Origin of the sequence: Kitasatospora sp. NBC_01560 (assembly GCF_045208415.1) — a bacterium.
In the GTDB taxonomy this organism is placed as follows: Bacteria; Actinomycetota; Actinomycetes; order Streptomycetales; family Streptomycetaceae; genus Kitasatospora.
In genome coordinates, this window is record NZ_CP109364.1 from 4,780,439 (window position 1) to 4,800,512 (window position 20,074).

Below are 20,074 nucleotides of genomic sequence, written 5' to 3' on the forward strand. Positions count from 1 at the left end.
GTCAGGCCTGGTCGAGCGCGGCGGCCGGGTCGTGCCCGGGGATGTGCTGGACGCCGATCCGCTTGCGGAACACCCAGTACGTCCAGCCCTGGTAGAGCAGCACGAGCGGGGTGAAGACGGCGGCCACGATCGTCATCAGCTTCAGCGTGTAGGGCGAGGAGGCCGCGTTCTCGACGGTCAGGCTCCAGGCGGGGTTCAGCGTGGAGGGCATCACGTCCGGGAAGAGCGAGAGGAAGAGCATCGCGACCGCGGCCACGACGGTCGCCCCGGAGAGGACGAACGCCCAGCCCTCGCGGCCCAGCCCGTTGGCGACCAGCGCGCCGACGAGGGCCAGCACCGCGATCACCAGGGCGGCCAGGCTCCAGCCGTTGCCGCTGTCGGCCTGGGTCCAGATCAGGAAGGCCGCCGCAAGCACCGCCGTCACCAGGCCGAGCCGCAGGGCCGCGGCGCGGGCCCGGTCCCGGATGTCACCGACCGTCTTGAGCGCGGCGAACAGCGCGCCGTGGAAGGTGAAGAGGCTCAGCGTCACCAGGCCCCCGAGCACGGCGTACGGGTTGAGCAGGTCCCAGAAGGTGCCGACGTAGTTCTTCTGCGCGTCGATGTCGACGCCGCGGACGATGTTGGCGAAGGCCACGCCCCAGAGGAAGGCCGGGAGCAGCGAGGTCCAGAAGATGGCCTCCTCCCAGTTCCGCTGCCAGCGCTCCTCGGACCGCTTGGCCCGGTACTCGAAGGCGACGCCGCGGACGATCAGGCAGACCAGGATCATCAGCAGCGGGATGTAGAAGCCGCTGAAGAGCGTCGCGTACCAGTCCGGGAAGGCCGCGAAGGTGGCGCCGCCGGCGGTCAGCAGCCAGACCTCGTTGCCGTCCCAGACCGGGCCGATGGTGTTGATCAGGACGCGCCGCTCGGCGGTGTTGCGGGCCAGCGGCTTGGTCAGGATGCCGATGCCGAAGTCGAATCCTTCGAGGAAGAAGTAGCCGATCCAGAGAACGGCGATCAGGACGAACCAGACGTCGTGGAGTTCCATGGTCAATCGGTCCTATCGATCCTCAGTGGTCCTCGGTGGTCCCCGGTGGCGGTCACGGGCTGCCGTCCGCCGTCAGTAGGCGAAGGCGAGCGGCTTGTCGGCGTCCTCGCCCGAGGACGGTCCGCGCAGCGTCGGGTCCTCGGCGGGCGGCTGCTCGGAGGTGACCGGTCCGGCCTTCGCGTACTTGACCAGCAGCCGGACCTCGATGACGGCGAGGACGGCGTACAGCAGGGTGAAGGTGGTCAGCGCACCGATCTGGGTGCCGATGCCGACGTTCGGCGAGACGGCGCTCGCGGTGGTCATCAGCCCGAAGACGGCCCAGGGCTGGCGGCCCATCTCGGTGAAGATCCAGCCGAAGCTGTTGGCGATCAGCGGGAACCCCATGGTGAGGATGCCGATCCGCCAGCTCCACTTGGTCAGGAAGGCGCCCATCTCGCGCCGCGGGGTGAGCATCAGCCGCGGCACTTCGGTGTCCCCGGTGCGGAACTCCGGTGCCAGGAGGAACTTTCTCCGGGTGGTCCAGAGCCCGATCACACCGGCCACGAAGGAGGTCATCCCGAAACCGATCATGAGGCGGAAGCCCCAGTAGGTGACGAAGATGCTCGGGATGTAGTCCTTCGGGTCGCCGCCGTACTTGGCGGCCTCGGCGTCGGCGGTGTCGTTGATGCCGGGGACGGAGGAGCTGAAGTCGCTGTTGGCGAGGAAGGAGAGTATCCCCGGGATCTCCAGCTCCACCGAGTTGTGGCCCTTGCTGACGTCGCCGACCGCGAAGACCGAGAACGGCGCCGGTGCCTGGGAGTCCCAGAGGGCCTCGGCGGCGGCCATCTTCATGGGCTGCTGGCGGAACATCACCTTGGCGAGCGAGTCACCGCTGAGCGCGGTGCCGAGGCCGAAGACCACGGCGAGGACGAGGCCGAGCCGCAGCGAGGTCCGCATCACGGCGATCCGCTTGGGGTCGGCCGCCGCGGGCCGGCGCTTGGCCTTCCAGAGGTGGAAGGAGGCGATGCCGACCATGAAGGCGGCGCCGGTCAGGAAGGCCGCGGTCAGGGTGTGCAGGACGACGGTGACGGTGGTGTCCTGGAACAGCACCCGGGCGATGTCGGTGAGCTGCGCCTTGCCGGTGACCGGGTCGACGGTGTAGCCGACGGGGTGCTGCATCCACGAGTTGGCGGCCAGGATGAAGTAGGCGGAGAGCACGGTGCCGAGCGCGACCATCCAGATGCAGGCGCAGTGCAGCTTCCTCGGCAGCTTGTCCCAGCCGAAGATCCAGAGCCCGATGAAGGTGGACTCGAAGAAGAAGGCGATCAGCGCCTCCATCGCGAGCGGGGCACCGAACACGTCGCCGACGAACCGGGAGTAGTCCGACCAGTTCATGCCGAACTGGAACTCCTGAACGATGCCGGTGACCACGCCCATCGCGATGTTGATCAGGAAGAGCTTTCCCCAGAACTTCGTGGCGTGGAAGTACTTCTCCTTGTCCGTCCGCACCCAGGCGGTCTCCAGCCCGGCCACGATCGCGGCGAGGCTGATGGTGAGCGGGACGAAGAGGAAGTGGTAGACGGTGGTGATGCCGAATTGCCATCGCGCGATGGTCTCGTGAGCGATTGCCAGTTCCACGTCGCCCTCTCTCCAACCGACCTCTGGGAGGTCATGTTTCGGACAAACTTCACAAACGTCATCTATAGCCGCAGGCCGCTGCTTAACTACGCAAGCTTGTCCGCTTGTGAACGTGAACACGTTCACAAGGGCCAGTATCCATCATCCTTACGAGTGATTTGCAGGCGGGGTGGGATTGATCGGCGATGCTGTGCGCACAGTCTGCGGAGCGGCCCGGGGGCGCCACAACGAACGAGCGGGCAGCTGCCGAGATGATCTTGGACGATCCGGCGCTTGACAGGCGCCGGATCGTCCGGACCGTCCTGGTGGGCGCCGGCCTCGGCCCCCCGGGCACCCGATCACCTCGGGTACCCGGGGACCCCAGGTGCCTAGTGGCTGCCGTACGGGCGGGTGATGATCTCCAGGCCGTGGCCGACCGGATCCATGAAGTACAGACCCCGGCCGCCGTGGTGGTGGTTGATCTCGCCGGGCAGCTTCAGCTGCGGGTCGGCGTAGTAGGCGATGCCGGCCGCCCCGATCCGGGCGAAGGCCGCGTCGAACTCCTCGTCCGAAACGAGGAACGCGTAGTGCTGCGGGACGACGGACTCCGCCGGGATGCTCACGAAGTCGAGGGTGACGCCGTTGTCGACGGCCACCGGGACGAACGGCCCCCACGGTGTGCCGACCTCAAGGCCGAGGACTCCCGCCAGGAACTCGGCGGACTCCCGGTTGTCCCGGGCGTGGACGATCGTGTGATTGAACTGGACTGCCATGATTCGAATGCCTCCGTAAGGCACTCACGGGCTACCTCCATGCCTCACCCGGACGGTGACCGACACGCGATGCCGTGCCCCCGATCCTAAACCCCGGCGGCTCCGCCGTCAGGGCCAATTCCGCTCCGTGCCAGACTCGTTCTCCATGCGGACGAATCAGGGGATGCAGGCGGCCGTCGAGTCGATGGCCGGGCGGCTGGCCGCAGTGCCGGGCGTCGTCGGCGTGGCCCTCGGCGGCAGCCGGGCCCGCGGCGAGCACCGGCCGGAGTCGGACTGGGACCTCGGCGTCTACTACCGCGGCACGCCGGACCTCGACGCGCTGCGGGAGCTCGCCGGCCCCGGCGTCGAGGTGGCCGGCCCCGGCTCCTGGGGGCCCTGGGTGGACGGCGGGGCCTGGCTGGAGGTGGACGGCGCGGCAGTGGACTGGATCCTGCGCGACCTCGACCGGGTCGGCCGGGTCTGGGCGGACTGCCGGGCCGGCCGCTACGAGGTGGGCATCCAGGCCGGGCACCCGCTCGGCTTCTGGTCGCCCTGCTACCCCGGTGAGCTGGCCCTCGGCCGGATCCTGGCAGATCCCGCCGGCGAACTCGCGTCACTTCGGACCGAGGTGGCCGAGTACCCCGAGCCGCTGCGGGCCGCCCTGACGGCGAGCACCTGGGAGGCCGAGTTCCTGCTCGCCGGAGCTGCCAAGGGCGCGGCCCGGGACGACACGCTGTACGTCGCGCTCTGCCTCTCCCGCGCTGTCGGCATCCTGGTCCAGGCCCTGCACGCCGACGCCCGCCGCTGGTGCCTCAACGAGAAGGGCGCCTTCGACATCGCGGCCGGCCTGCCCGCCGCACCTACCGGCTTCGGGCCGCGCGCCCGCGGCCTGCTCGCGGCACCGGGCGGCACCCGCGAGGAGCTGGCCGCCACCGTCGAGGCCGCCCGCGCCCTGGTCTCCGACACCGTCGCCGCCCTCCGCGCCTCGGCATAGCGGCGGGGCGGCGGGGCGGCATAGCGGCGGGGCGGCGGGGGGCGGCGGGCGGGACGCGGGGAACCGCAAACGGCGCGCCCGCCCGCTACGGGCGGCCCAGCAGGTGGGTGCCGGCCGTCGAGGGCCCGCGGGCGGTGAAGTACTCGGTGAAGCCGCGCAGGAACTCCGCCTCGGTGATGCTGCCGTCCCCGTCCACGTCCAACTGGCGGAACCCGTGCGAGAGTTCGGCGGGGTGCACGCGCGGCCCGCCGAACACCGCCCGGTACTCGTCGGCGTCGAGGCAGCCGTCGCCGTCGGTGTCGGCGGCGGCGAAGACGGCCCGCAGCGCGGGCAGCAGGCCGCGTTCGAGGTACTCCGGCCCCCGGTCGCAGCCCGCCAGGGTCGCGGCCACGAACTCGGCCCGGTCGACGCAGCCGTCGCCGTCGGTGTCCATGGTCGAGCGGAGCTGCTCCCACCAGGCCTCGAAGGCGGCGCGCACCCGGCCGTCGGCCTCGTCGGTCAGCTCCAGCTGCCAGCAGACGTTGTGCGCCATGGCCCGGAGGTCGTGGACGGTGAGCCGACCGTCGCCGGTCTGGTCGAGCACCTGGTCGAAGAACCGGTCCAGCCGGAGCGGCCGGGTGTCCCGCCGGGGCGGACGGCGCCGCTGGGCCGGGACGCCCGGCCTCGGGTACCGGTAACGGCGGCCGTCGGGCAGCCGGGTCATCAGCGCCCGGCCGCCGCGGTGCAGCAGCAGGGAGAGCAGGGCCGCGCGGCGGGTGCGGACGAGACCGAACCGCTCGCGGCAGACGGCCGGGAGGTCGGCGACGGTGAGGGCGGTGACCACCCGGGCCGCCATCGCCCGCAGCAGCCGCCAGCCGACCGGCCCGAGCCACTGCAGCCGCCGCGGGCAGGGCGCCTCGTGCAGCATCTCGTACAGCAGGTGGCGCGCCTGGTCGGTGAACTCCAGCTGTTCGCGCGCCATCCTCCGGAAGTAGCCGGGGAGTTCGGCCGCCGTGCGGGGCAGGGTGCCCTCCGGCAGCCGGAACGCCGCGACGACGGCGGTGAACTCCCGGTACGCCGCCTCCAGCTCCCCCGCGGTGTACGGATCCCCGCCCAACTCCCGCATCGCGACGACGGACTCGAAGAGGGTGAGGAGCACCCAGGCCCGGGTGGCCGGGTCGTGGGCGTCGTACGGCCGGCCGTCCGGGGTGGTGCCGACGATCCGCCGGTGGGCGCGGTCGAGTCGGCGGACTTCGCGCCGGAGCGCCTCCTCGTCGGCCTGGAAGAGCTGCCGGCCACTGTCCATGGTGTGCTCGACCCGCCGCCAGGGGTGGCCGCGGTAGGTGGAGTGCTCCGTCATCCCCGCCGAGACCACCGGGTGGGAGGCCTGGAGCACCAGCAGCCGCCAGGCGACCAGCGCGATCCGCCATTCGCTGAGATCGCGCCGGAAGGAAGCGCCCGTCCAGGGCAGCGGCACCGACATGCAAAGGCCCCCGTACATCAGCGAATTCACCGTCGGCGGCGGCCTTCCCCCGGGTTGGTCGGCGAAACACCCGCGGAATTAAGTCGGATTTCCTTACAGGGCTGCCGGGGGACCGGATTGCCGGGTCATCGAGCCCCGGCGAGCCGGGCCAGCTCGTTCAGGTCCTCCGGCTCCAGCCGCAGCGAGGCGGCCGCCACGTTCTCCTCCAGGTGCGCGGGCGAGGAGGTGCCCGGGATCGCCAGGATCGCCGGTGAGACGGCCAGCAGCCAGGCCACCATCACCTGGGCCCGGGTGGCGCCGTGCCGCTCCGCGACCCGCCGCAGCGCCGGGTGGTCGGGCACCCCCGTGCCGCCGAGCGGGTAGAAGGGGACGAAGCCGATGCCCTTCGCCTCGCAGTGCGCCAGCACCCCGTCGCCGTGCTCGGTGTCCAGCACGCTGAACTTGTTCTGCACGGCCACCACCGGCGCGATCGCCTCCGCCTCGGCGAGCTGCGCCGCGTTGACGTTGCTGACGCCGAGGTGGCGGATCAGCCCCTCCGCCTGCATCTCGGCCAGCGCCCCGAAGGGTTCGGCGATCGACGACTGACTGGGCATCCGCCGCAGGTAGACCAGGTCGAGCCGGTCCACGCCCAGCTCGCGCAGGTTGCGGTGGACGGCCTCGCGCAGCCCGGCCCGGTCGGCCGGGTCCATCCAGCGGCCGTCGGGGTACCGCCCGGGGCCGATCTTGGTGGCGATCACCAGGTCGTCCCGGTACGGGTGCAGGGCCTCCCGGATCAGGCCGTTGGCCGAGACGTCGCGGAAGAAGTAGAACCAGGCGGTGTCGATGTGGTCGACGCCGAGCTCGACCGCCCGGCGCAGGACGGCGCGGCTCTGCTCGGGATCGCAGGCCGGGCCCTGCCAGTCCCGCATCGGCAGCTTCATCGCGCCGAAGCCCATCCGGCGCAGTCGCAGGTCACCGCCGAGCGTGAGGGAGCCGGCCGCGGTGGCATCAGGTGTGATCGTCATACCGAAACCCTCGATCCTGCTCGCACCCGCCCCGCCCGATCTGGCAAGTTGCTGCCATGAGTACCGACCGGATCATCACCCTGCACGGCGAACAGGAGCTCGTCCAGCGGGCCGGCCACCTCTTCGTCGACTCCCGCGAGGAGTTCCTGGTGGCCGCCTCCGACCTGGTCACCTTCTCCCCCGGCGTCAACACGGCCTTCCGCGAGGGCAAGCGGCCGCACGTCGTGCCCGGCCTCACCATGCGCAAGCTCTACACCCGGCGCGCCGTCGCCGACCCCGACTCGCACCGGCGGCTGCTGCGGATCGCCGCCTCCGGCATCGAGGTCCGGATCTGCGAGGGGCCGCTCGCCCGCGAGGCGATCATCATCGACCGCCGCACCGCGATCCTGGCCGGCGCCCCGGTGCGCGGCGTCCGCACGTACACCGTGGTGCAGACGCCCGAGGTGGTCGACGGCGTGCGCTCGCTGTTCCGCGCCACCTGGGAGACGGCCACCGACCTCGCCGACTGCACCGCCCCGCCGCCGCTCACCGAGCAGGCCCGGCACATCCTGCGCGCCCTCGCCGCCGGCCACACCGACGAGGCCGGGGCCCGCCTGCTCGGCCTCTCCGTGCGCACCTACCGCCGCCGCGTCGCCGAGCTGATGACCGCCCTCGGCGCCACCTCCCGCTTCCAGGCCGGGCTGCTGGCCCAGGGCCTGCTGACGGAGGGGGTCAGCCCCGCCGCTCCCCGGTGACCGCGGGACCGATCGCGAACCCCTTCGCCGGCCCCTCCGGGATCACCGCCTCCTCCCCGTACGGCGTCCGGACCGACGAGGCGTACGCGCCGCGCGCCGCGTCCGGGCCGGTGAGCACGGTGACGGCGCCGCCGTCGTCGAAGTCGTCGATGATCACGTAGACCGGGATGCCGGCCGTCGCGTAGGCGCGGTGCTTGAGGACGAGGTCGCGGCGGCGGGCCTCGCTGCCGGGGGAGACGGTCTCGACCACCAGGGCGACACCGGAGGCGAGCACGCCGAGGCCGTCGGGGTGCTCGATCTCGTCGGCGTCGTCCGGAGCCACGAAGACGTCCGGGATCAGCACCTTGAGCCCGGCGATCACATTGCCGTCCTGGGCGGGCCCGTACCCGCTCCCTCCCAGATAGCCGTAGAGCGCTCGGCTGAGCTTCCGGTTGACGCTGAAATGACGGTGCCCGCCGGTGGGCGACATCTCGATGGCTCCCTCAATGATCTCCGCCCTGAAGCCCTCAGGGACGTCCATCGCCTTCCACACCTGCCACAGCGCCTGGTCCAGGTCCACGACGGTCTCCTCGGCTACGAGCGCGGTCATTGAGACACCTCTTTCCCGTCCAGTGTGGTCGGCCGGTGCCGTCCGCACCAAGCCGCAGCCGTACGGTCGCACACGACCGGGTCGCCGGGGGGACGAACGCCCTGGCGTCACCTGATCGGGTGGTTTGACCGGCTCCGGGCGGGAACGCCGCAGGGGAGGCCGGTGGTCCGGCCTCCCCTGCGGGGTCGGGTTCGCGGCCGCCTCCCGAACGGGCGCGAACCGGCGGTGGGGGTGGTCAGGCCGACTGACCGGCCTTGCGGCGGGAGACGTAGAGCGCCGCGGCACCCAGGCTGACGGCAATGCCGGCGCTCAGCGCGAGGTACGGGGTGGCCGGGTTCGAGCCGGTCTCGGCGAGCTCGGTGGTCGACCCGCTGACCGCGCTCGTGGTCGAGGTGCCGCTCCCGGTGCCGGTCTTCGCCGTGCCGGACGTGCCGGACGTGGTCGACACCTTGGCGACCGTGCCCCCGGCCGTGGTGCCGGTGACCGGCGTGACGGAGGTGGCGGGCACGGCGGGCGTGACGGCGGCCGGGGGCTGCTCGACCGCGGGGGCCGGGTCGGTGCCCGCGGCGGGCTGCTGCGCGGCGGCGGCCCGGGCCTCGGCGAGGGCGCGGTCGGCGGCGGCCTTGGCGGCGGCCGTGGTCTTGACGGCCGTCTGCGCGGTGCCGAGCTTGCGGGCCACGTCGACCCGGGCGTCGTCGAGGGCGCCGCGCGCGGCGGTCTTGGCGTTCGCCGCGGTGGTGGCGGCGGCGTCGGCGGCCTTGGCGGCCTCGGTGGCCTTGTGCAGGCGGGTGAGGATGGCCACCCGCTCGTCGTCCGTCAGCGCCGGGTCGTCGAGCTTCGCGGTGGCCGCGGTGGCGGCGGCGAGCTCCTTGTCGGCGGCGGCCTTGACGCCGGCCGCCTTCTCGGCGGCGGCCTTGGCGGTCTCGTAGGTGCCCAGGTAGGGCTGCGAGTCGTTCATGAAGGCTTCGCAGCGGGCCTGTTCCACGGCCTCGGCGGCGACGGCCGCGTCGTACGCCTTGGCGGCGTCGGCGGCCGCCTTCTCCAGCGCGGCGATCGAGGCGCCGTCCTGCCGGGTCTGGGCCGCCGGAGCCGATTCCGCGAAGGCGGGTGCCGCGGAGAACACCGCGGCGGGCGAGATCACGGCGGCGACGAGGGCGGCCGAAACCAGAGTACGGCGGAAGTTCACGATGACCCCTCTCGGGTCGGAATACTGCAAAAGCCGTTGTCAGGGCGGTGGTTACCGCTCAGCGGGCTGATCATATGCATACGCATTCCGAACGCTCCATGCCGACTTCCGGCAACGAAACGCCCCACGAGGCTTCCTGATGTTCCGCCACCGAGGCGGTCCGCCGGGTACTCCGGGCACGCGCGCCCACGCGCACACCGGCGACGAAGGGCACCCGCGGCCGCTCAGCGCTGGTGGGGCAGCTCCACCCGGAAGGTCGCGCCGGTGCCCGGCGCGGTGTGCAGGGTGAGGGTGCCGCCGTGGGCGTGGGTGAGGGCGGTCGCGATGGCGAGGCCGAGCCCGGCGCCGCCGCCGTCGTGGCGGCTTCGGGAGGCGTCGACGCGGTAGAAGCGGTGGAAGACCAGGGCGGCCTGCTCGGCGGTGAGCCCGGGGCCGGAGTCGGCGACCTCCAGCAGGCAGAGGCCGCCCACGTCACGGCCGACGCCGATCCGCACCGGGGTGCCGGGCGGGGTGTGCTTGACGGCGTTGCCGACCAGGTTGGTGACCACCTGCCGCAGCCGGGCCTCGTCGCCGAGGACGGGCGCGGGGCCGGGCGCGCCGGCACCGGCCGGGCCGGTCAGCGCGACCGGGCGGGACGGGTCGAGGGCGGTGAGGTCGTGCAGGGCGTCCGCGGCGAGGGTGCGCAGGTCCATCGGGGCGAGGTCGAGCGGGCGCTCCTCGTCCATCCGGGCCAGCACCAGCAGGTCCTCGACCAGGGCGCCCATCCGGACGGCCTCGTTCTCGATCCGGGCCATCGTCCGGGTGACGTCCGCCTCGGTGGGCAGCGCGCCCATCCGGTACAGCTCGGCGAAGCCGCGGATGCCGGCCAGCGGGGTGCGCAGCTCGTGCGAGGCGTCGGCGACGAACCGCCGCATCCGCGCCTCCGATTCGGCGCGGGCGGCGAACGCGGCCTCGATCTGGGTGAGCATGCCGTTCAGCGCGATGGAGAGCCGGCCGACCTCGGTGCGGGCCGGCAGCACCGGCATCCGGTGCGAGAGCTCGCCGGAGGCGATCAGCTCGGCGCCCTCCTCGATCCGGCGCAGCGGCCGGAGGCCGGCCCGGACGGCGAAGAAGCCGAGCGCCGCGATCAGCAGCAGGACGGCGCCGCCGATCGCCAGGAAGGAGGTGCGCAGCCGCCCGACGGTGATGTCGATGTCCTCGCGCGAGACGGCGACCATCAGGTACGAGGGGGTCGGTGCCGGGGCGGCGAACAGGCTGCTCGGGGCGGCCGGCCGCTGGAGCGGCAGGACGAGCGCCCGCCAGCTGCGCTGCCCGCGCTGGTCGGGCAGGTCGAAGGGGGTGTCGGCGGCGGTGGCGGCGGGGTCGAGGCCGGCCAGCTGCGGCGCCGGGTCGTTCTCGGAGACCGGCTGGCGGACCACCTGCTGCACCCTGCCGTCGGCCGACAGGTACTGGACGAGGTACTGGCTGGGCAGTGCGGCCAGGTAGTTGGGGGCGCCGCGTTTGCCGGCCATCGAGGGCTGCTGCTTGGCGTCGGGCCAGGTGGTCCGGCCGGGGACGCGGTGCGAGAGCGGTTCGGCGAAGCGCTGGAGCTGGTCGTCGAGCCGTTCCACCAGTTGCACCCGGACGGTGCCGAGCACGACGGTGTCGCTGACCGCGAGCCCGGTGGTGACCAGGGCGAGTGCCAGGACGAGCAGCCGTGCGCGCAGCGACAGCCGGGTGAGCATTCGGGGCCGTCCGTCAGTTCTGCGGCGGGCGGCGCAGGGCGTAGCCGATGCCGCGGACGGTGTGGATCAGCTTGGGGCCGTGCGCCGGGCCGGAGTCGAGCTTGCGTCGCAGGTAGGAGATGTAGGACTCGACGATGGAGAGGTCCCCGCCGAAGTCGTACGCCCAGACGTGGTCGAGGATCTGCGCCTTGGAGACCACCCGGCCGACGTTGGCCATCAGGTAGTGCAGCAGCTTGAACTCGGTGGGGGAGAGCGCGACCGGGATGCCACCGCGGGTGACCTCGTGGGCGACCGGGTCGAGGGTGAGGTCGGCGACGACGAGCCGGCCGTCCTCGGCGGGGCCGCCGGCCCGGCGCAGGATGGCCCGGATCCGGGCGATCAGCTCCTCCAGGCTGAACGGCTTGGTGACGTAGTCGTCGGCGCCCGCGGCGAGGCCCTGGACCTTGTCGCCGACGCCGTCCTTCGCGGTGAGGAAGAGCACCGGCAGGTGGTCGCCGGGGTGGCCGTGGGCGGGTCCGGCGATCTGGCCGCGGCTGGTCTGCTCGCGCAGCCGCTCGACGACGGTGAAGCCGTCCAGGTCGGGGAGCATCACGTCGAGGACGACCAGGTCGGGGCGTTCGACGGCGATCAGGGCGAGGGCCTCGGTACCGCTGGCGGCGGAGGCGACCCGGAAGCCGGAGAAGCGCAGTGAGGCGGAGAGCAGCTCGCGGATGTTGGGTTCGTCGTCGACGACGAGGAGGAACGCCTCCCCCGGGCCGCCGTTGACCGCGGAGGATGCTGGTGTGGACACGGTGCCTTGCACGGGTTTCCGCCTCCTGGTCGGACGATGGTGTTCAGTTCGAGGCTAGCCCGGGGAGGCTATGCGCCATCGATGAATGTTGGATTAACACCTTATCGGGCGGACTTGGGCGAACGAACCCTTCGAGCCTGGCTGGGTGGTGTGCGTACGGATCGCCCCGCACCGGGAAAGGTTCGCGCGGCCCGGTCGCCGGAGGAGGTTCCGACCGGGCCGCGCGGGCGTCCGGAGACTGCGGGGTCAGCCGCCGGACGTGCCTCGGTTGCCCCCACCGTTGCCTCCGCCGTTCCCCCCGCCGAAGCCGCCGGCCCCGAAGCCGGCGGCGCCCTCGACGAGCTGGGTGGCGGAGTAGCCGCCGTTGGCGTCCGGGGTGCCGACCACGGTGACGCTCTGGCCGGGCTGCAGGTCGGCGACCTTGCCCTCCTTGTTGAGCTGCACCTTGGTGGCATCGCCGGTGGTCACCTTGACGGTGTTGCCGTTGGCGTCGGTGAGGTAGACGGTGGTGCCGTCGACGGCCTTCACGGTGCCCCGGGTGAAGCCGCCCTGGCCACCCCCCTGCCCGCCGGCCTGCCCGCCGCCCTGCCCGTTGCGGCGCGTGCCGTTCTGGCCGCCGGCCCCGGCGGTGCCGGCCGGCCTGGGCTGCTGGCCGCCCGAGGCCACCGTCTTGCCGGACCCGCTCGTCCCCTGCCCCTGCTGGTACCAGACGCCGCCCGCGAACGCCGCCGTGGCGATCACCGCGCCGGCCAGCACGAGGGTCGGCCAGGGCAGCTTGCGGCGCGGCGGCGCGGTCAGCTCCGCGGTGACGTCCCGGGCGTCCGGCGGGGTGGAGAGCAGGACGACCTGCTCGGCGGGCGTGCGCGGCTCGGTCCCGGTGACCGGCTCGATCTCGTTGCTCATGGATTCTCGTCCTACTCGTGGCGGAGGGCGTCGATCGGGCGCAGCGAGGCGGCCCGGTTGGCGGGGTAGCTGCCGAAGAACAGGCCGATCGCGACGGCGATGCCGAACGCGCCGAGCACCGACTCGGGGATGACCACCGGCTTGATGCCGACGATGCTGAAGTGCGAGCCGGCGATCCCGGCCAGCACGCCGAGCCCGGCGCCGATCACCGACAGCAGGGTGGACTCGGTGAGGAACTGCCCGAGGATCACCCCGCGCGGCGCGCCGAGCGCCTTGCGGATGCCGATCTCCCTGGTCCGCTCGGTGACGGTGACCAGCATGATGTTGGTGATGCCGATCCCGCCGACGAGCAGCGAGATCGCGGCCACCGCGCCGAGCAGCACCGTGAAGGTCTTCGTGGTGGACTCGCGGGCGGTGAGCAGCGAGGCCTGGTTGCTGATCCGGAAGTCCGCCTTGCTCGGGTCGGCGATCGCATGGGTGCCGAGCAGCACCCGGGTGATCTCCGCCTGGGCGGCGGTGGTGGACTCGGCCGAGGTGGCCTGCACCATGATCTGGTTGACCGAACCGAAGCCGGTGAAGGCGTTCTGCACGGTCGGCAGCGGGGCGATCACCACGTCGTCCGGGTCGGTGAAGCCGGTGCCGCCCTTGGCCTGGAGCACACCGACCACGGTGAGCGGGGTGCCGCCGACGGTGATCTGCTTGCCGACCGGGTCGGCGGTGGCGAACAGCTGCTTGGCGGTGGTGGCACCGAGCACGGCGACCTTGCGGGAGCCCAGCACGTCGTCGTTGGAGAAGTACTCGCCGTGGCCGATCTTCTGGTTGGCGGTCTCGAAGTACGCGGGGTAGGTGCCGACGATCGAGCCGGGCGTGTACGAGATGTCCCCGTACAGCGCGGTGCCGGTGGTGGTGACCACCGGGGCGACGGACTTGATCGCGGTGCTGTCCCGGTCGCTCGCCAGCGCCTTGGCGTCGGCCACCGTGAGCTTCTTCGCGGCGGAGGCGGTGCGCGCCCCACCGAAGGACGAACCCGAGCTGACCGTCAGCGAGTTGGTGCCGAGCGAGGTGATCGACTCCTTGACCGCCACCGAGGAGCCGTTGCCGACCGCGAGCAGCAGGATCACCGAGGCCACGCCGATCAGCACGCCGAGCATGGTGAGGGCGGAGCGGACCTTGTTGGCGGCCAGGCCGCCGACGGCGAAGCGGAGCATCTGCCAGAGGATCACGCGAGCACCCCCGCCGTGCGCAGGGCGGGCGGCGGCCCGTCCACCGGAGCCTGCCGGACGTCGCTGATGATCGCGCCGTCGACCAGCCGGATCACCCGCTTGGCGTGCAGCGCGACCTCGTCCTCGTGGGTGATCAGCACCACCGTGCGGCCGGTCGCGTTGAGGCCGTCGATGATCGCCAGCACCTCCTCGGTGGAGCGGCTGTCCAGGTTGCCGGTGGGTTCGTCGGCGAGCAGCATCGCGGGGGCGGTGACCAGCGCCCGGGCCACCGCAACGCGCTGCTGCTGGCCGCCGGAGAGCTCGTTGGGCCGGTGCCCGGAGCGTTCCGCCAGGCCGACCAGCGAGAGCGCGGCCAGCGCCCGGCGGCGCCGCTCGGCGGCCCGCACGCCCGCGTAGGCGAGCGGCAGCTCGACCTGGGCGAGCGCGGTGGTGCGGGGGACGAGGTTGAAGGACTGGAAGATGAAGCCGATCTTGCGGTTCCGGACGAGGGACAGCTGGCCCTCGTCCAGGTGCCCGACGTCGACGCCGTCCAGCAGGTAGCGGCCGGCGGTCGGCACGTCCAGGCAGCCGAGGATGTTCATCAGGGTGGACTTGCCGGAGCCCGAACTGCCCATCACCGCCACGAAGTCGCCCTCGTCGATGTCCAGGGTGACGCCCAGCGGCTCCCCCGTGACCTCGTCCGACGGGCCGCGCAGGGCGTGCACGGTGGCGTCACCGTGGCCGTAGGACTTGGTGAGGCTGCGGATCTGGATGACCGACGGCGGTGCGGACTCCCTCGGCTGCGGGAGCGTCTGACGTGCCATCAGCGGTTACCGCCGCGGCCGGTGCCGCCGCCCGTTCCGGCACCGGCTCCGGCTCCGACGCCGGCCACGCCCGCGCCTGCGCCTGTGCCCCCGCCGTTGCGCCCGCCCTGGCCGCCGCCGGCCCCCGGGAAGGAGCCGTTCGGGAAGCCGTTGGTGCCGCTGGTGGTGGCCAGCTCGACCTGGTCGCCCTCCTTCAGGCCCGACACCACCTGCACGGTGGTGTCACCCTCGACGCCCACTTCGACGGCGACCCGCTCGGTGGCACCGCCCTCGTGCACCACGGTGGCCGTCCGGCTGGCGCCGGTGCCCGCCAGGGCGGCCGTCGGCAGCGAGAGCGCGTTGTCGGCCTCGCCGGTGACCACCGAGACGGTCGCGCTCAGGCCGGTGCGCAGCTTGCTGGTGTCGCCGGCGATCTGCAGCGTCGCCGCGTACTGGACGGCCGCCGCACCGCCGGTGCCGCCGCTGCTCGCGGGCAGCGAACTGACCGACAGGACGGTGGCGTTGAGCTTGGTGTCGGACTGCGCGTTCAGCGTGACGGTGGCCGCCTCGCCCTTCTTCAGCTTGAGCGAGTCCAGCTCGGAGAAGTTGGCGGTGACCTGCATCCCGGTCGGGTTGGTCAGCACGATGAAACCGCTCGGTGTGCCCGAACCGGTCGTGGTACCGGTGGACTTGGTGGAGCCCGAGGTGCCCGAGGAGGTGCCCGAGCCGCCGCCGACGGTGTCGCCGACCTTGTTGGCGACCGAGGCCACCGTGCCGTCCACCGTGGCGGTGAGCGTCGTACCGGCCAGCGCCGCCTGGGCGTTGGCCAGGTTGGTCTGCGCGGTGGAGACCTGCTGCTGGGCCTGGGCGACCGCCGCGTCGTCCACCTTGGTGGTGGTGATCGTGGTGGTCTGCGGAGCGGGCGTGCTGCTCACGCCCGCTCCGCGGTCCCCACCACCGGAGCCGGAGCCCCCACCGGAGCCCGAGCCGCCGCTGCCGGAGCCCGAACCCGAGCCGCCGGAGGACTGCGCGGTACCGGGGATCTGCTGGGTGGTCGTCGTGGTGACCCCCGCCTGCGCCTTGGTGAGATTGGCGTTGGCGGTGGTCAGCGCGGACTGCGCGGCGTCCACCTGCTGGCGGGCCGCTGTGGTGTCGACGGTGGCCAGCACCTGCCCCTTGGTGACGGCGTCGCCGACCGCCACCTTGACGGCGGTGAGCCTACCGCCGGTGGTGAAGTCCTGGGCGGCGTCCGTGGGCGAGGCCAGGGTGCCGGTTCCGGACACAGTGGCCAGGACCGTTCCCTTGGTCACGGTCGCGGTCCGGACCTGAACCTTGCCGGTCGTCTTCTCGGTACCGCTGTCCAACGTGGTGTACGCCAGAGCAGCGGCGCCCACCAGGGCCACGCCGAGCGCGGAATTGACGAGGACGGCACCACGCCGTCGCGGGAGCACCTTCATGCCGGACAGCTTCGCCGGGCGCTCTTGCGGACTCCTGGGCACAGGCTGGGAGAAGGCTGACCGTCCGAATCCGGGCATTCCGGCACGGCCCGCCCGATTCGCGCGGCGGCCTTGGCTCCCGCCTGGTCAGCCGTTGGCCGAACTCCCAGCAGACTCCCAGCCGTCCCCAGCCATCCGGCAGCCTGCCCCGGCCCGGCCCCGGCGGGCGGGGGCGGGGCTCGTGGGGCCCTCCCCCGCACGGCCCGCACGGGGCTCGACAGATAGTCGTCGCGCAGATAGTCTATGGACACATCATCTGACGGAGGAGGCCCCCATGTGGGAGTACGAGCACAGCATCGAGACCGCCGCCACCCCCGCGGCGATCTGGCGGCTCTGGGCCGACGTCGAGGGCTGGGGCAGCTGGAACGCCGAGATCGAGAAGATCGCGATCGACGGCCCGTTCGCCGCGGGCAGCCTGATCACGATGACGCCGCCAGGGGAGGAGCCGGTGCTGCTGCGGATCGCCGAGGCCGTCGAGGGCGAGCGCTTCGTCGACGAGGCCCGCTTCGGTGGGCTGCTGCTGCGCACCACCCACCGGATCGACCGGATCGGCGACGGCCGCGTCCGGGTGGTGTACCGGATGGAGATCACCGGCACCGGCGCCGACGAGGCCGGGCCGCAGATCGGCCCCGGCATCACCGCCGACTGGCCCGACACCATGGCCGCACTGGTCGGGCTGGCGCAACGCTGATGGCCCTCAGCCCCGGCGAGAGCCCCGGGTTCCTGCTCTGGCACGCCACCCTCCGGTGGCAGCGCGAGATCGCCACCGCCCTCGCCCCGCTCGACCTCACCCACGTGCAGTTCGTCCTGCTCGCCTGCACCTGGTGGCTCAACGGACAGGGCGAGCACCCCAACCAGCTGACCGTCGCCCGCCAGGCCGGCACCGACGTCAAGATGACCTCCCAGGTGCTGCGCACCCTGGAGGCCAAGGGCCTCGTCGAGCGGGAGACCGACCCGGCCGACACCCGCGCCAAGCGGCTGCGCGTCACCGACGCCGGCGCCGAACTGGCCCCGCGCGCCATCGCCGCCGTCGAGCAGGCCGACGCGCAGTTCTTCCGGCCGGTCCCCGTGGCGGAGGCAGTCACCCTGCTCGGTCGGCTGGCCCACCCGCAGGACTGAGCCGGGGCGGTGGAGTGGGAAGTCGGCCGGACCGACTTCCCACTCCCGTCACCCCGGTCCGGCCGCACCCCCGGCCGAGGAGGAAGGGCTCAGTCGCACAGGGCTGCCGTCTGCGCCTTCGGCAGTCCCACCGGGCGCGGGATGGGCATCTCCTTCTTCAGCTCCGCACCGAGGTCATAAACGTTGACGGCCACGACCAGCTGCCGCGCGCCGTCGGCGGTGGTGAGGGACATGCTCATGAAGCCGGGCCCGCTGCCGTCGGTCTCCCAGACACTGACCTTCCTGGCGTCCGGTCCCGATCCGCAGGTCACCTCCCCGCTCTGCACGCCGAGCCCGTACGCCGGCCCGGCCTCCGTGTCCTCCGAGCTCTCCGATGGCACCGTGGTCAGGAGTTCGCGCTGCTGGGCGGGGCGCAGCAGCTTGCCGGCGAACAGGGCCCGGTGGAAGCGGGCCAGGTCGTCGACGGTTGAGATCATGGCGCCGGCGGTCCAGTCGTACGACGGGCTGAACCGGGTCATGTCGCGTCCCGCGAGGTCGTAGCCGTGCAGGTGCGGGCCGTGGATGTCCGGGTCGGTCAACGGGAAGGTGGTGTCCTTCAGACCGAGCGGGGCGACGATCCGCCGGTGGATCTCGGAGGACGCGCTGCGGTGGGTGACCGCCTCGATGACCAGACCGGCGAGGAGGTAGTTGGTGTTGGAGTACGCGACGCCGCTGCCGGGCACCGGCGCGTGCCGGACGGCGCGGGCGACCACCTCCCGCGGGGTGTAGACGTAGCCCCAGTCGTGGCGCTCCAGGTAGGGGGCGAAGAACTCCGGTTCCTCGGTGGGGTCGTAGATCCGCGAGGTGTGGTTGAGCAGTTGGCGGACGGTGACGGCGCTGCCGTCGTTGCCGTTCCCCTGCACCACGCCCGGCAGCCACTTCTCCACGCTGTCGTCGAGCGAGAGCCGGCCCTCGCCCTCCAGTTGCAGGAGGACCGTCGACACGAAGGACTTGGTGTTGCTGGCGATCCGGAACCGCTGGTCCGGCCGGGCCCGCTCGCCGGTCGCCGTGTCCGCGAACCCGGCCGCCAACCGTGACTCCCGGTCCCCGTTCCTGGCGTACGCTACGACACCGGGGAATCCGTCCGCGACCGTCTGCTCGACGGCCGCCCTGAGGCCTGCGGGCGGTGCGGCCGGCGCCCGCTCCGCCGCGGCCGCCGGGAGGACTCCCGACAGCGCCACCGCGCAGATCCCCGCCACCAGTGCTGCCGCCCCCGCACGTGCCTTCACCGACTGCTCCCGTTCCTGTTCCTGTGCTGCTCTGCTCCTTTCTCAGATTGCCGGGCCGCCGTACCGGCCGCCCATCCTGCTGCCGCCCGGGTGAAGAGGGGGGTTGTCCCCACCCGAGGCCGGTACGTCGGATCCGGTGCTCCGGAGCGGGAAGTCGGCGGGTCCGACTTCCCACTCCGGGCCGCCGCCGGAACGATTCAGCCGCAATCGGAGCCGAACCGGTCGAACTCGCCGGCCTTGATGCCCTGGAGGAGATGGGCGAACCTCAGCGGGGTGGTGCGGACGATGACCTCGCCATCGTCGGACTCACGGAGCTCGACCAAGCCGTCAACGGATCGGACCTCAACGCAGTCGTCGTGCGCTCCGGAGCAGCTGGACTTCTGCCAGGCAGGGCTAGCCATGCTTAGTATCCATTTCCTTCTTCACAGATCGGATGAGGTCTCGGGAGTCCTCTTCGGAGAGGGAGGTCTCCTCCATCTGGCCGAGGATGGCCCGGAACCTTGCCACGTGAGCGGGCGCATCGAGTAGCTGACAGCCGAAGCCTGTGTCCGTCTGGACCGTGTCGAGGTCAGGAATCGGACCGGCGGCATACGTGAAATTCTCGATGGGACTCGGCAAGCCCGCCATGTCAAAGGGCAATACTCGAATCGAGATCCCAGGAGCTTCGGAGTCCTCGATGAGCGCGTCGAGTTGCGCGGAGCGAACGTGTGGCCCGTTGAACTGAATCCGCAGCGCAGCCTCATGGATGAACGCCACGTACGGCGTTGCACCCGAACGCACAACGCGCTGCCGCTGGATGCGGAAGGCCACCCTGAGGTCAACCTCGTGTCGCGGTAGCGGCGGATACGCCTGCGCAAATACAGCGGAAGCGTACGCACTGGTCTGAAGTAGTCCAGGCACGAAGGTGATCGTGTAGGTCCAGAGACTCCGTGCGTGATCCTCGAATTCCGCGATTTCGAGGAAGTCCTCTGCCAAAGAGTCGCGGTACGACTCCCACCAGCCGTTCCGCCCTCGCTCCGTAATGATGTCCGCGAGCGCATCGATCAAGGGCTCATTGACACACATGCACGCGGCTGCGATCGTCCGCAGGCGCTCCACACTGATACCGATCCGCCCCGACTCCATCTGAGTCACCTGAGCCGGAGTCATCCCAACGATGCGGCCGAGCTGGCTACCGCCGAAGCCGGCCAGCTCGCGCATCCTCCTGATCTCAGCACCAAGCCTGCGCTGGCGGAGTGTTGGGGCGCTGCGTGGAGGCATGGCTTCCTTCCGGGTCAGGGACGGGCCCCAGTCTGCCGCGCTGATCGAGCGCAGGTCCATCTCAGGCAGATGCCACGTTAGAGGGAAAATCCTCGAAGCGTAGAAATTTGGATACCGACGTGCACTATGGTCGACATCACATCGATCCGATGGACCGTCAGTAAC

At 71.9% G+C, this 20,074-nt stretch carries 20 protein-coding genes; 4 read left to right on the top strand and 16 right to left on the bottom strand.

Features of this window, described 5'->3' with window-relative positions; genetic code table 11:
- Position 1: 1 nt before the first annotated feature.
- The 3 genes from cydB to OH807_RS20855 form a co-directional block, all read right to left on the bottom strand.
- Complete coding sequence (gene cydB / locus OH807_RS20845; protein WP_406201016.1) at positions 2–1,027, bottom strand: cytochrome d ubiquinol oxidase subunit II; 1,026 nt, start codon at positions 1,025–1,027, stop codon at positions 2–4.
- A gap of 72 nt (positions 1,028–1,099) precedes the next feature.
- A complete protein-coding gene (locus OH807_RS20850) occupies positions 1,100–2,644 on the bottom strand; it encodes a cytochrome ubiquinol oxidase subunit I (protein WP_406201018.1) in 1,545 nt (514 codons plus the stop codon).
- 368 nt (positions 2,645–3,012) lie between these two features.
- The gene (locus OH807_RS20855) at positions 3,013–3,396 is read right to left on the bottom strand and encodes a VOC family protein (RefSeq protein WP_406201020.1); all 384 of its coding nucleotides are present in this window, start codon (positions 3,394–3,396) and stop codon (positions 3,013–3,015) included.
- A gap of 145 nt (positions 3,397–3,541) precedes the next feature.
- On the opposite strand from OH807_RS20855, the gene OH807_RS20860 reads away from it, so the two are divergent.
- Positions 3,542–4,369 (top strand): nucleotidyltransferase domain-containing protein, encoded by an 828-nt coding sequence (locus OH807_RS20860; RefSeq protein WP_406201022.1) that lies wholly within the window; start codon positions 3,542–3,544, stop codon positions 4,367–4,369.
- Between the two features lie 85 nt (positions 4,370–4,454).
- Here OH807_RS20860 and OH807_RS20865 read toward each other — a convergent pair whose 3' ends face one another.
- Together OH807_RS20865 and OH807_RS20870 are read right to left on the bottom strand one after the other, a co-directional pair.
- On the bottom strand, positions 4,455–5,849 hold the full coding sequence (locus OH807_RS20865) for an oxygenase MpaB family protein (RefSeq protein ID WP_406201024.1): 1,395 nt from the start codon (positions 5,847–5,849) through the stop codon (positions 4,455–4,457).
- A 107-nt stretch (positions 5,850–5,956) separates the two neighbouring features.
- Positions 5,957–6,835, bottom strand: coding sequence for an oxidoreductase (locus OH807_RS20870; RefSeq protein WP_406201027.1), 879 nt, complete (start codon positions 6,833–6,835; stop codon positions 5,957–5,959).
- Between the two features lie 56 nt (positions 6,836–6,891).
- On the opposite strand from OH807_RS20870, the gene OH807_RS20875 reads away from it, so the two are divergent.
- Positions 6,892–7,569 carry a DNA-binding response regulator gene (locus OH807_RS20875; protein ID WP_406201030.1) on the top strand — a complete coding sequence of 226 codons (678 nt, stop codon included), beginning with the start codon at positions 6,892–6,894 and terminating at the stop codon, positions 7,567–7,569.
- Here OH807_RS20875 and OH807_RS20880 read toward each other — a convergent pair.
- From OH807_RS20880 to OH807_RS20915, 8 genes are all read right to left on the bottom strand, one after another.
- Complete coding sequence (locus OH807_RS20880; RefSeq protein ID WP_406201033.1) at positions 7,547–8,158, bottom strand: Uma2 family endonuclease; 612 nt, start codon at positions 8,156–8,158, stop codon at positions 7,547–7,549. The two genes, OH807_RS20875 and OH807_RS20880, sit on opposite strands and share 23 nt — an antisense overlap.
- A 235-nt stretch (positions 8,159–8,393) precedes the next feature.
- Positions 8,394–9,344, bottom strand: coding sequence for an LAETG motif-containing sortase-dependent surface protein (locus tag OH807_RS20885; RefSeq protein WP_406201035.1), 951 nt, complete (start codon positions 9,342–9,344; stop codon positions 8,394–8,396).
- A gap of 224 nt (positions 9,345–9,568) precedes the next feature.
- Positions 9,569–11,068 (bottom strand): sensor histidine kinase, encoded by a 1,500-nt coding sequence (locus OH807_RS20890; RefSeq protein ID WP_406201038.1) that lies wholly within the window; start codon positions 11,066–11,068, stop codon positions 9,569–9,571.
- Positions 11,069–11,081: 13 nt separating this feature from the next.
- A complete protein-coding gene (locus OH807_RS20895) occupies positions 11,082–11,858 on the bottom strand; it encodes a response regulator transcription factor (RefSeq protein WP_406201040.1) in 777 nt (258 codons plus the stop codon).
- 246 nt (positions 11,859–12,104) lie between these two features.
- On the bottom strand, positions 12,105–12,761 hold the full coding sequence (locus OH807_RS20900; RefSeq protein WP_406201043.1) for a hypothetical protein: 657 nt from the start codon (positions 12,759–12,761) through the stop codon (positions 12,105–12,107).
- An 11-nt stretch (positions 12,762–12,772) separates the two neighbouring features.
- A complete protein-coding gene (locus tag OH807_RS20905; protein WP_406201046.1) occupies positions 12,773–13,984 on the bottom strand; it encodes an ABC transporter permease in 1,212 nt (403 codons plus the stop codon).
- A complete protein-coding gene (locus OH807_RS20910; RefSeq protein ID WP_406201048.1) occupies positions 13,981–14,787 on the bottom strand; it encodes an ABC transporter ATP-binding protein in 807 nt (268 codons plus the stop codon). The genes OH807_RS20905 and OH807_RS20910 overlap by 4 nt, the downstream gene beginning before the upstream one ends.
- Positions 14,787–16,223: an efflux RND transporter periplasmic adaptor subunit gene (locus OH807_RS20915; protein ID WP_406201051.1), complete on the bottom strand. Its 1,437-nt coding sequence runs from the start codon at positions 16,221–16,223 to the stop codon at positions 14,787–14,789. The genes OH807_RS20910 and OH807_RS20915 overlap by 1 nt, the downstream gene beginning before the upstream one ends.
- A 313-nt stretch (positions 16,224–16,536) precedes the next feature.
- Here OH807_RS20915 and OH807_RS20920 point away from each other — a divergent pair, with 313 nt between their 5' ends.
- Together OH807_RS20920 and OH807_RS20925 are read left to right on the top strand one after the other, a co-directional pair.
- Positions 16,537–16,953, top strand: coding sequence for an SRPBCC family protein (locus OH807_RS20920; RefSeq protein ID WP_406201053.1), 417 nt, complete (start codon positions 16,537–16,539; stop codon positions 16,951–16,953).
- A complete protein-coding gene (locus OH807_RS20925) occupies positions 16,953–17,381 on the top strand; it encodes a MarR family winged helix-turn-helix transcriptional regulator (protein WP_406201055.1) in 429 nt (142 codons plus the stop codon). The genes OH807_RS20920 and OH807_RS20925 overlap by 1 nt, the downstream gene beginning before the upstream one ends.
- Before the next feature lie 89 nt (positions 17,382–17,470).
- On the opposite strand, the gene OH807_RS20930 is transcribed toward OH807_RS20925, so the two are convergent.
- From OH807_RS20930 to OH807_RS20940, 3 genes are all read right to left on the bottom strand, one after another.
- Positions 17,471–18,649, bottom strand: a complete 1,179-nt coding sequence (locus tag OH807_RS20930; protein ID WP_406201057.1) for a serine hydrolase domain-containing protein — start codon at positions 18,647–18,649, stop codon at positions 17,471–17,473.
- Between the two features lie 197 nt (positions 18,650–18,846).
- A complete protein-coding gene (locus tag OH807_RS20935; RefSeq protein ID WP_406201059.1) occupies positions 18,847–19,050 on the bottom strand; it encodes a DUF397 domain-containing protein in 204 nt (67 codons plus the stop codon).
- Positions 19,043–19,969 carry a helix-turn-helix domain-containing protein gene (locus tag OH807_RS20940; RefSeq protein WP_406201062.1) on the bottom strand — a complete coding sequence of 309 codons (927 nt, stop codon included), beginning with the start codon at positions 19,967–19,969 and terminating at the stop codon, positions 19,043–19,045. The genes OH807_RS20935 and OH807_RS20940 overlap by 8 nt, the downstream gene beginning before the upstream one ends.
- Positions 19,970–20,074 lie beyond the last annotated feature (105 nt).

Coding starts and splice junctions, on each gene's coding strand:
- cydB (WP_406201016.1), bottom strand. CDS start 1,027: ATGGAACTCCACGACGTCTGGTTCGTCCTGATCGCCGTTCTCTGGATC.
- OH807_RS20855 (WP_406201020.1), bottom strand. CDS start 3,396: ATGGCAGTCCAGTTCAATCACACGATCGTCCACGCCCGGGACAACCGG.
- OH807_RS20860 (WP_406201022.1), top strand. CDS start 3,542: ATGCGGACGAATCAGGGGATGCAGGCGGCCGTCGAGTCGATGGCCGGG.
- OH807_RS20865 (WP_406201024.1), bottom strand. CDS start 5,849: ATGTACGGGGGCCTTTGCATGTCGGTGCCGCTGCCCTGGACGGGCGCT.
- OH807_RS20870 (WP_406201027.1), bottom strand. CDS start 6,835: ATGACGATCACACCTGATGCCACCGCGGCCGGCTCCCTCACGCTCGGC.
- OH807_RS20875 (WP_406201030.1), top strand. CDS start 6,892: ATGAGTACCGACCGGATCATCACCCTGCACGGCGAACAGGAGCTCGTC.
- OH807_RS20880 (WP_406201033.1), bottom strand. CDS start 8,158: ATGACCGCGCTCGTAGCCGAGGAGACCGTCGTGGACCTGGACCAGGCG.
- OH807_RS20890 (WP_406201038.1), bottom strand. CDS start 11,068: ATGCTCACCCGGCTGTCGCTGCGCGCACGGCTGCTCGTCCTGGCACTC.
- OH807_RS20900 (WP_406201043.1), bottom strand. CDS start 12,761: ATGAGCAACGAGATCGAGCCGGTCACCGGGACCGAGCCGCGCACGCCC.
- OH807_RS20910 (WP_406201048.1), bottom strand. CDS start 14,787: ATGGCACGTCAGACGCTCCCGCAGCCGAGGGAGTCCGCACCGCCGTCG.
- OH807_RS20915 (WP_406201051.1), bottom strand. CDS start 16,223: ATGAAGGTGCTCCCGCGACGGCGTGGTGCCGTCCTCGTCAATTCCGCG.
- OH807_RS20920 (WP_406201053.1), top strand. CDS start 16,537: ATGTGGGAGTACGAGCACAGCATCGAGACCGCCGCCACCCCCGCGGCG.
- OH807_RS20925 (WP_406201055.1), top strand. CDS start 16,953: ATGGCCCTCAGCCCCGGCGAGAGCCCCGGGTTCCTGCTCTGGCACGCC.
- OH807_RS20935 (WP_406201059.1), bottom strand. CDS start 19,050: ATGGCTAGCCCTGCCTGGCAGAAGTCCAGCTGCTCCGGAGCGCACGAC.
- OH807_RS20940 (WP_406201062.1), bottom strand. CDS start 19,969: ATGGACCTGCGCTCGATCAGCGCGGCAGACTGGGGCCCGTCCCTGACC.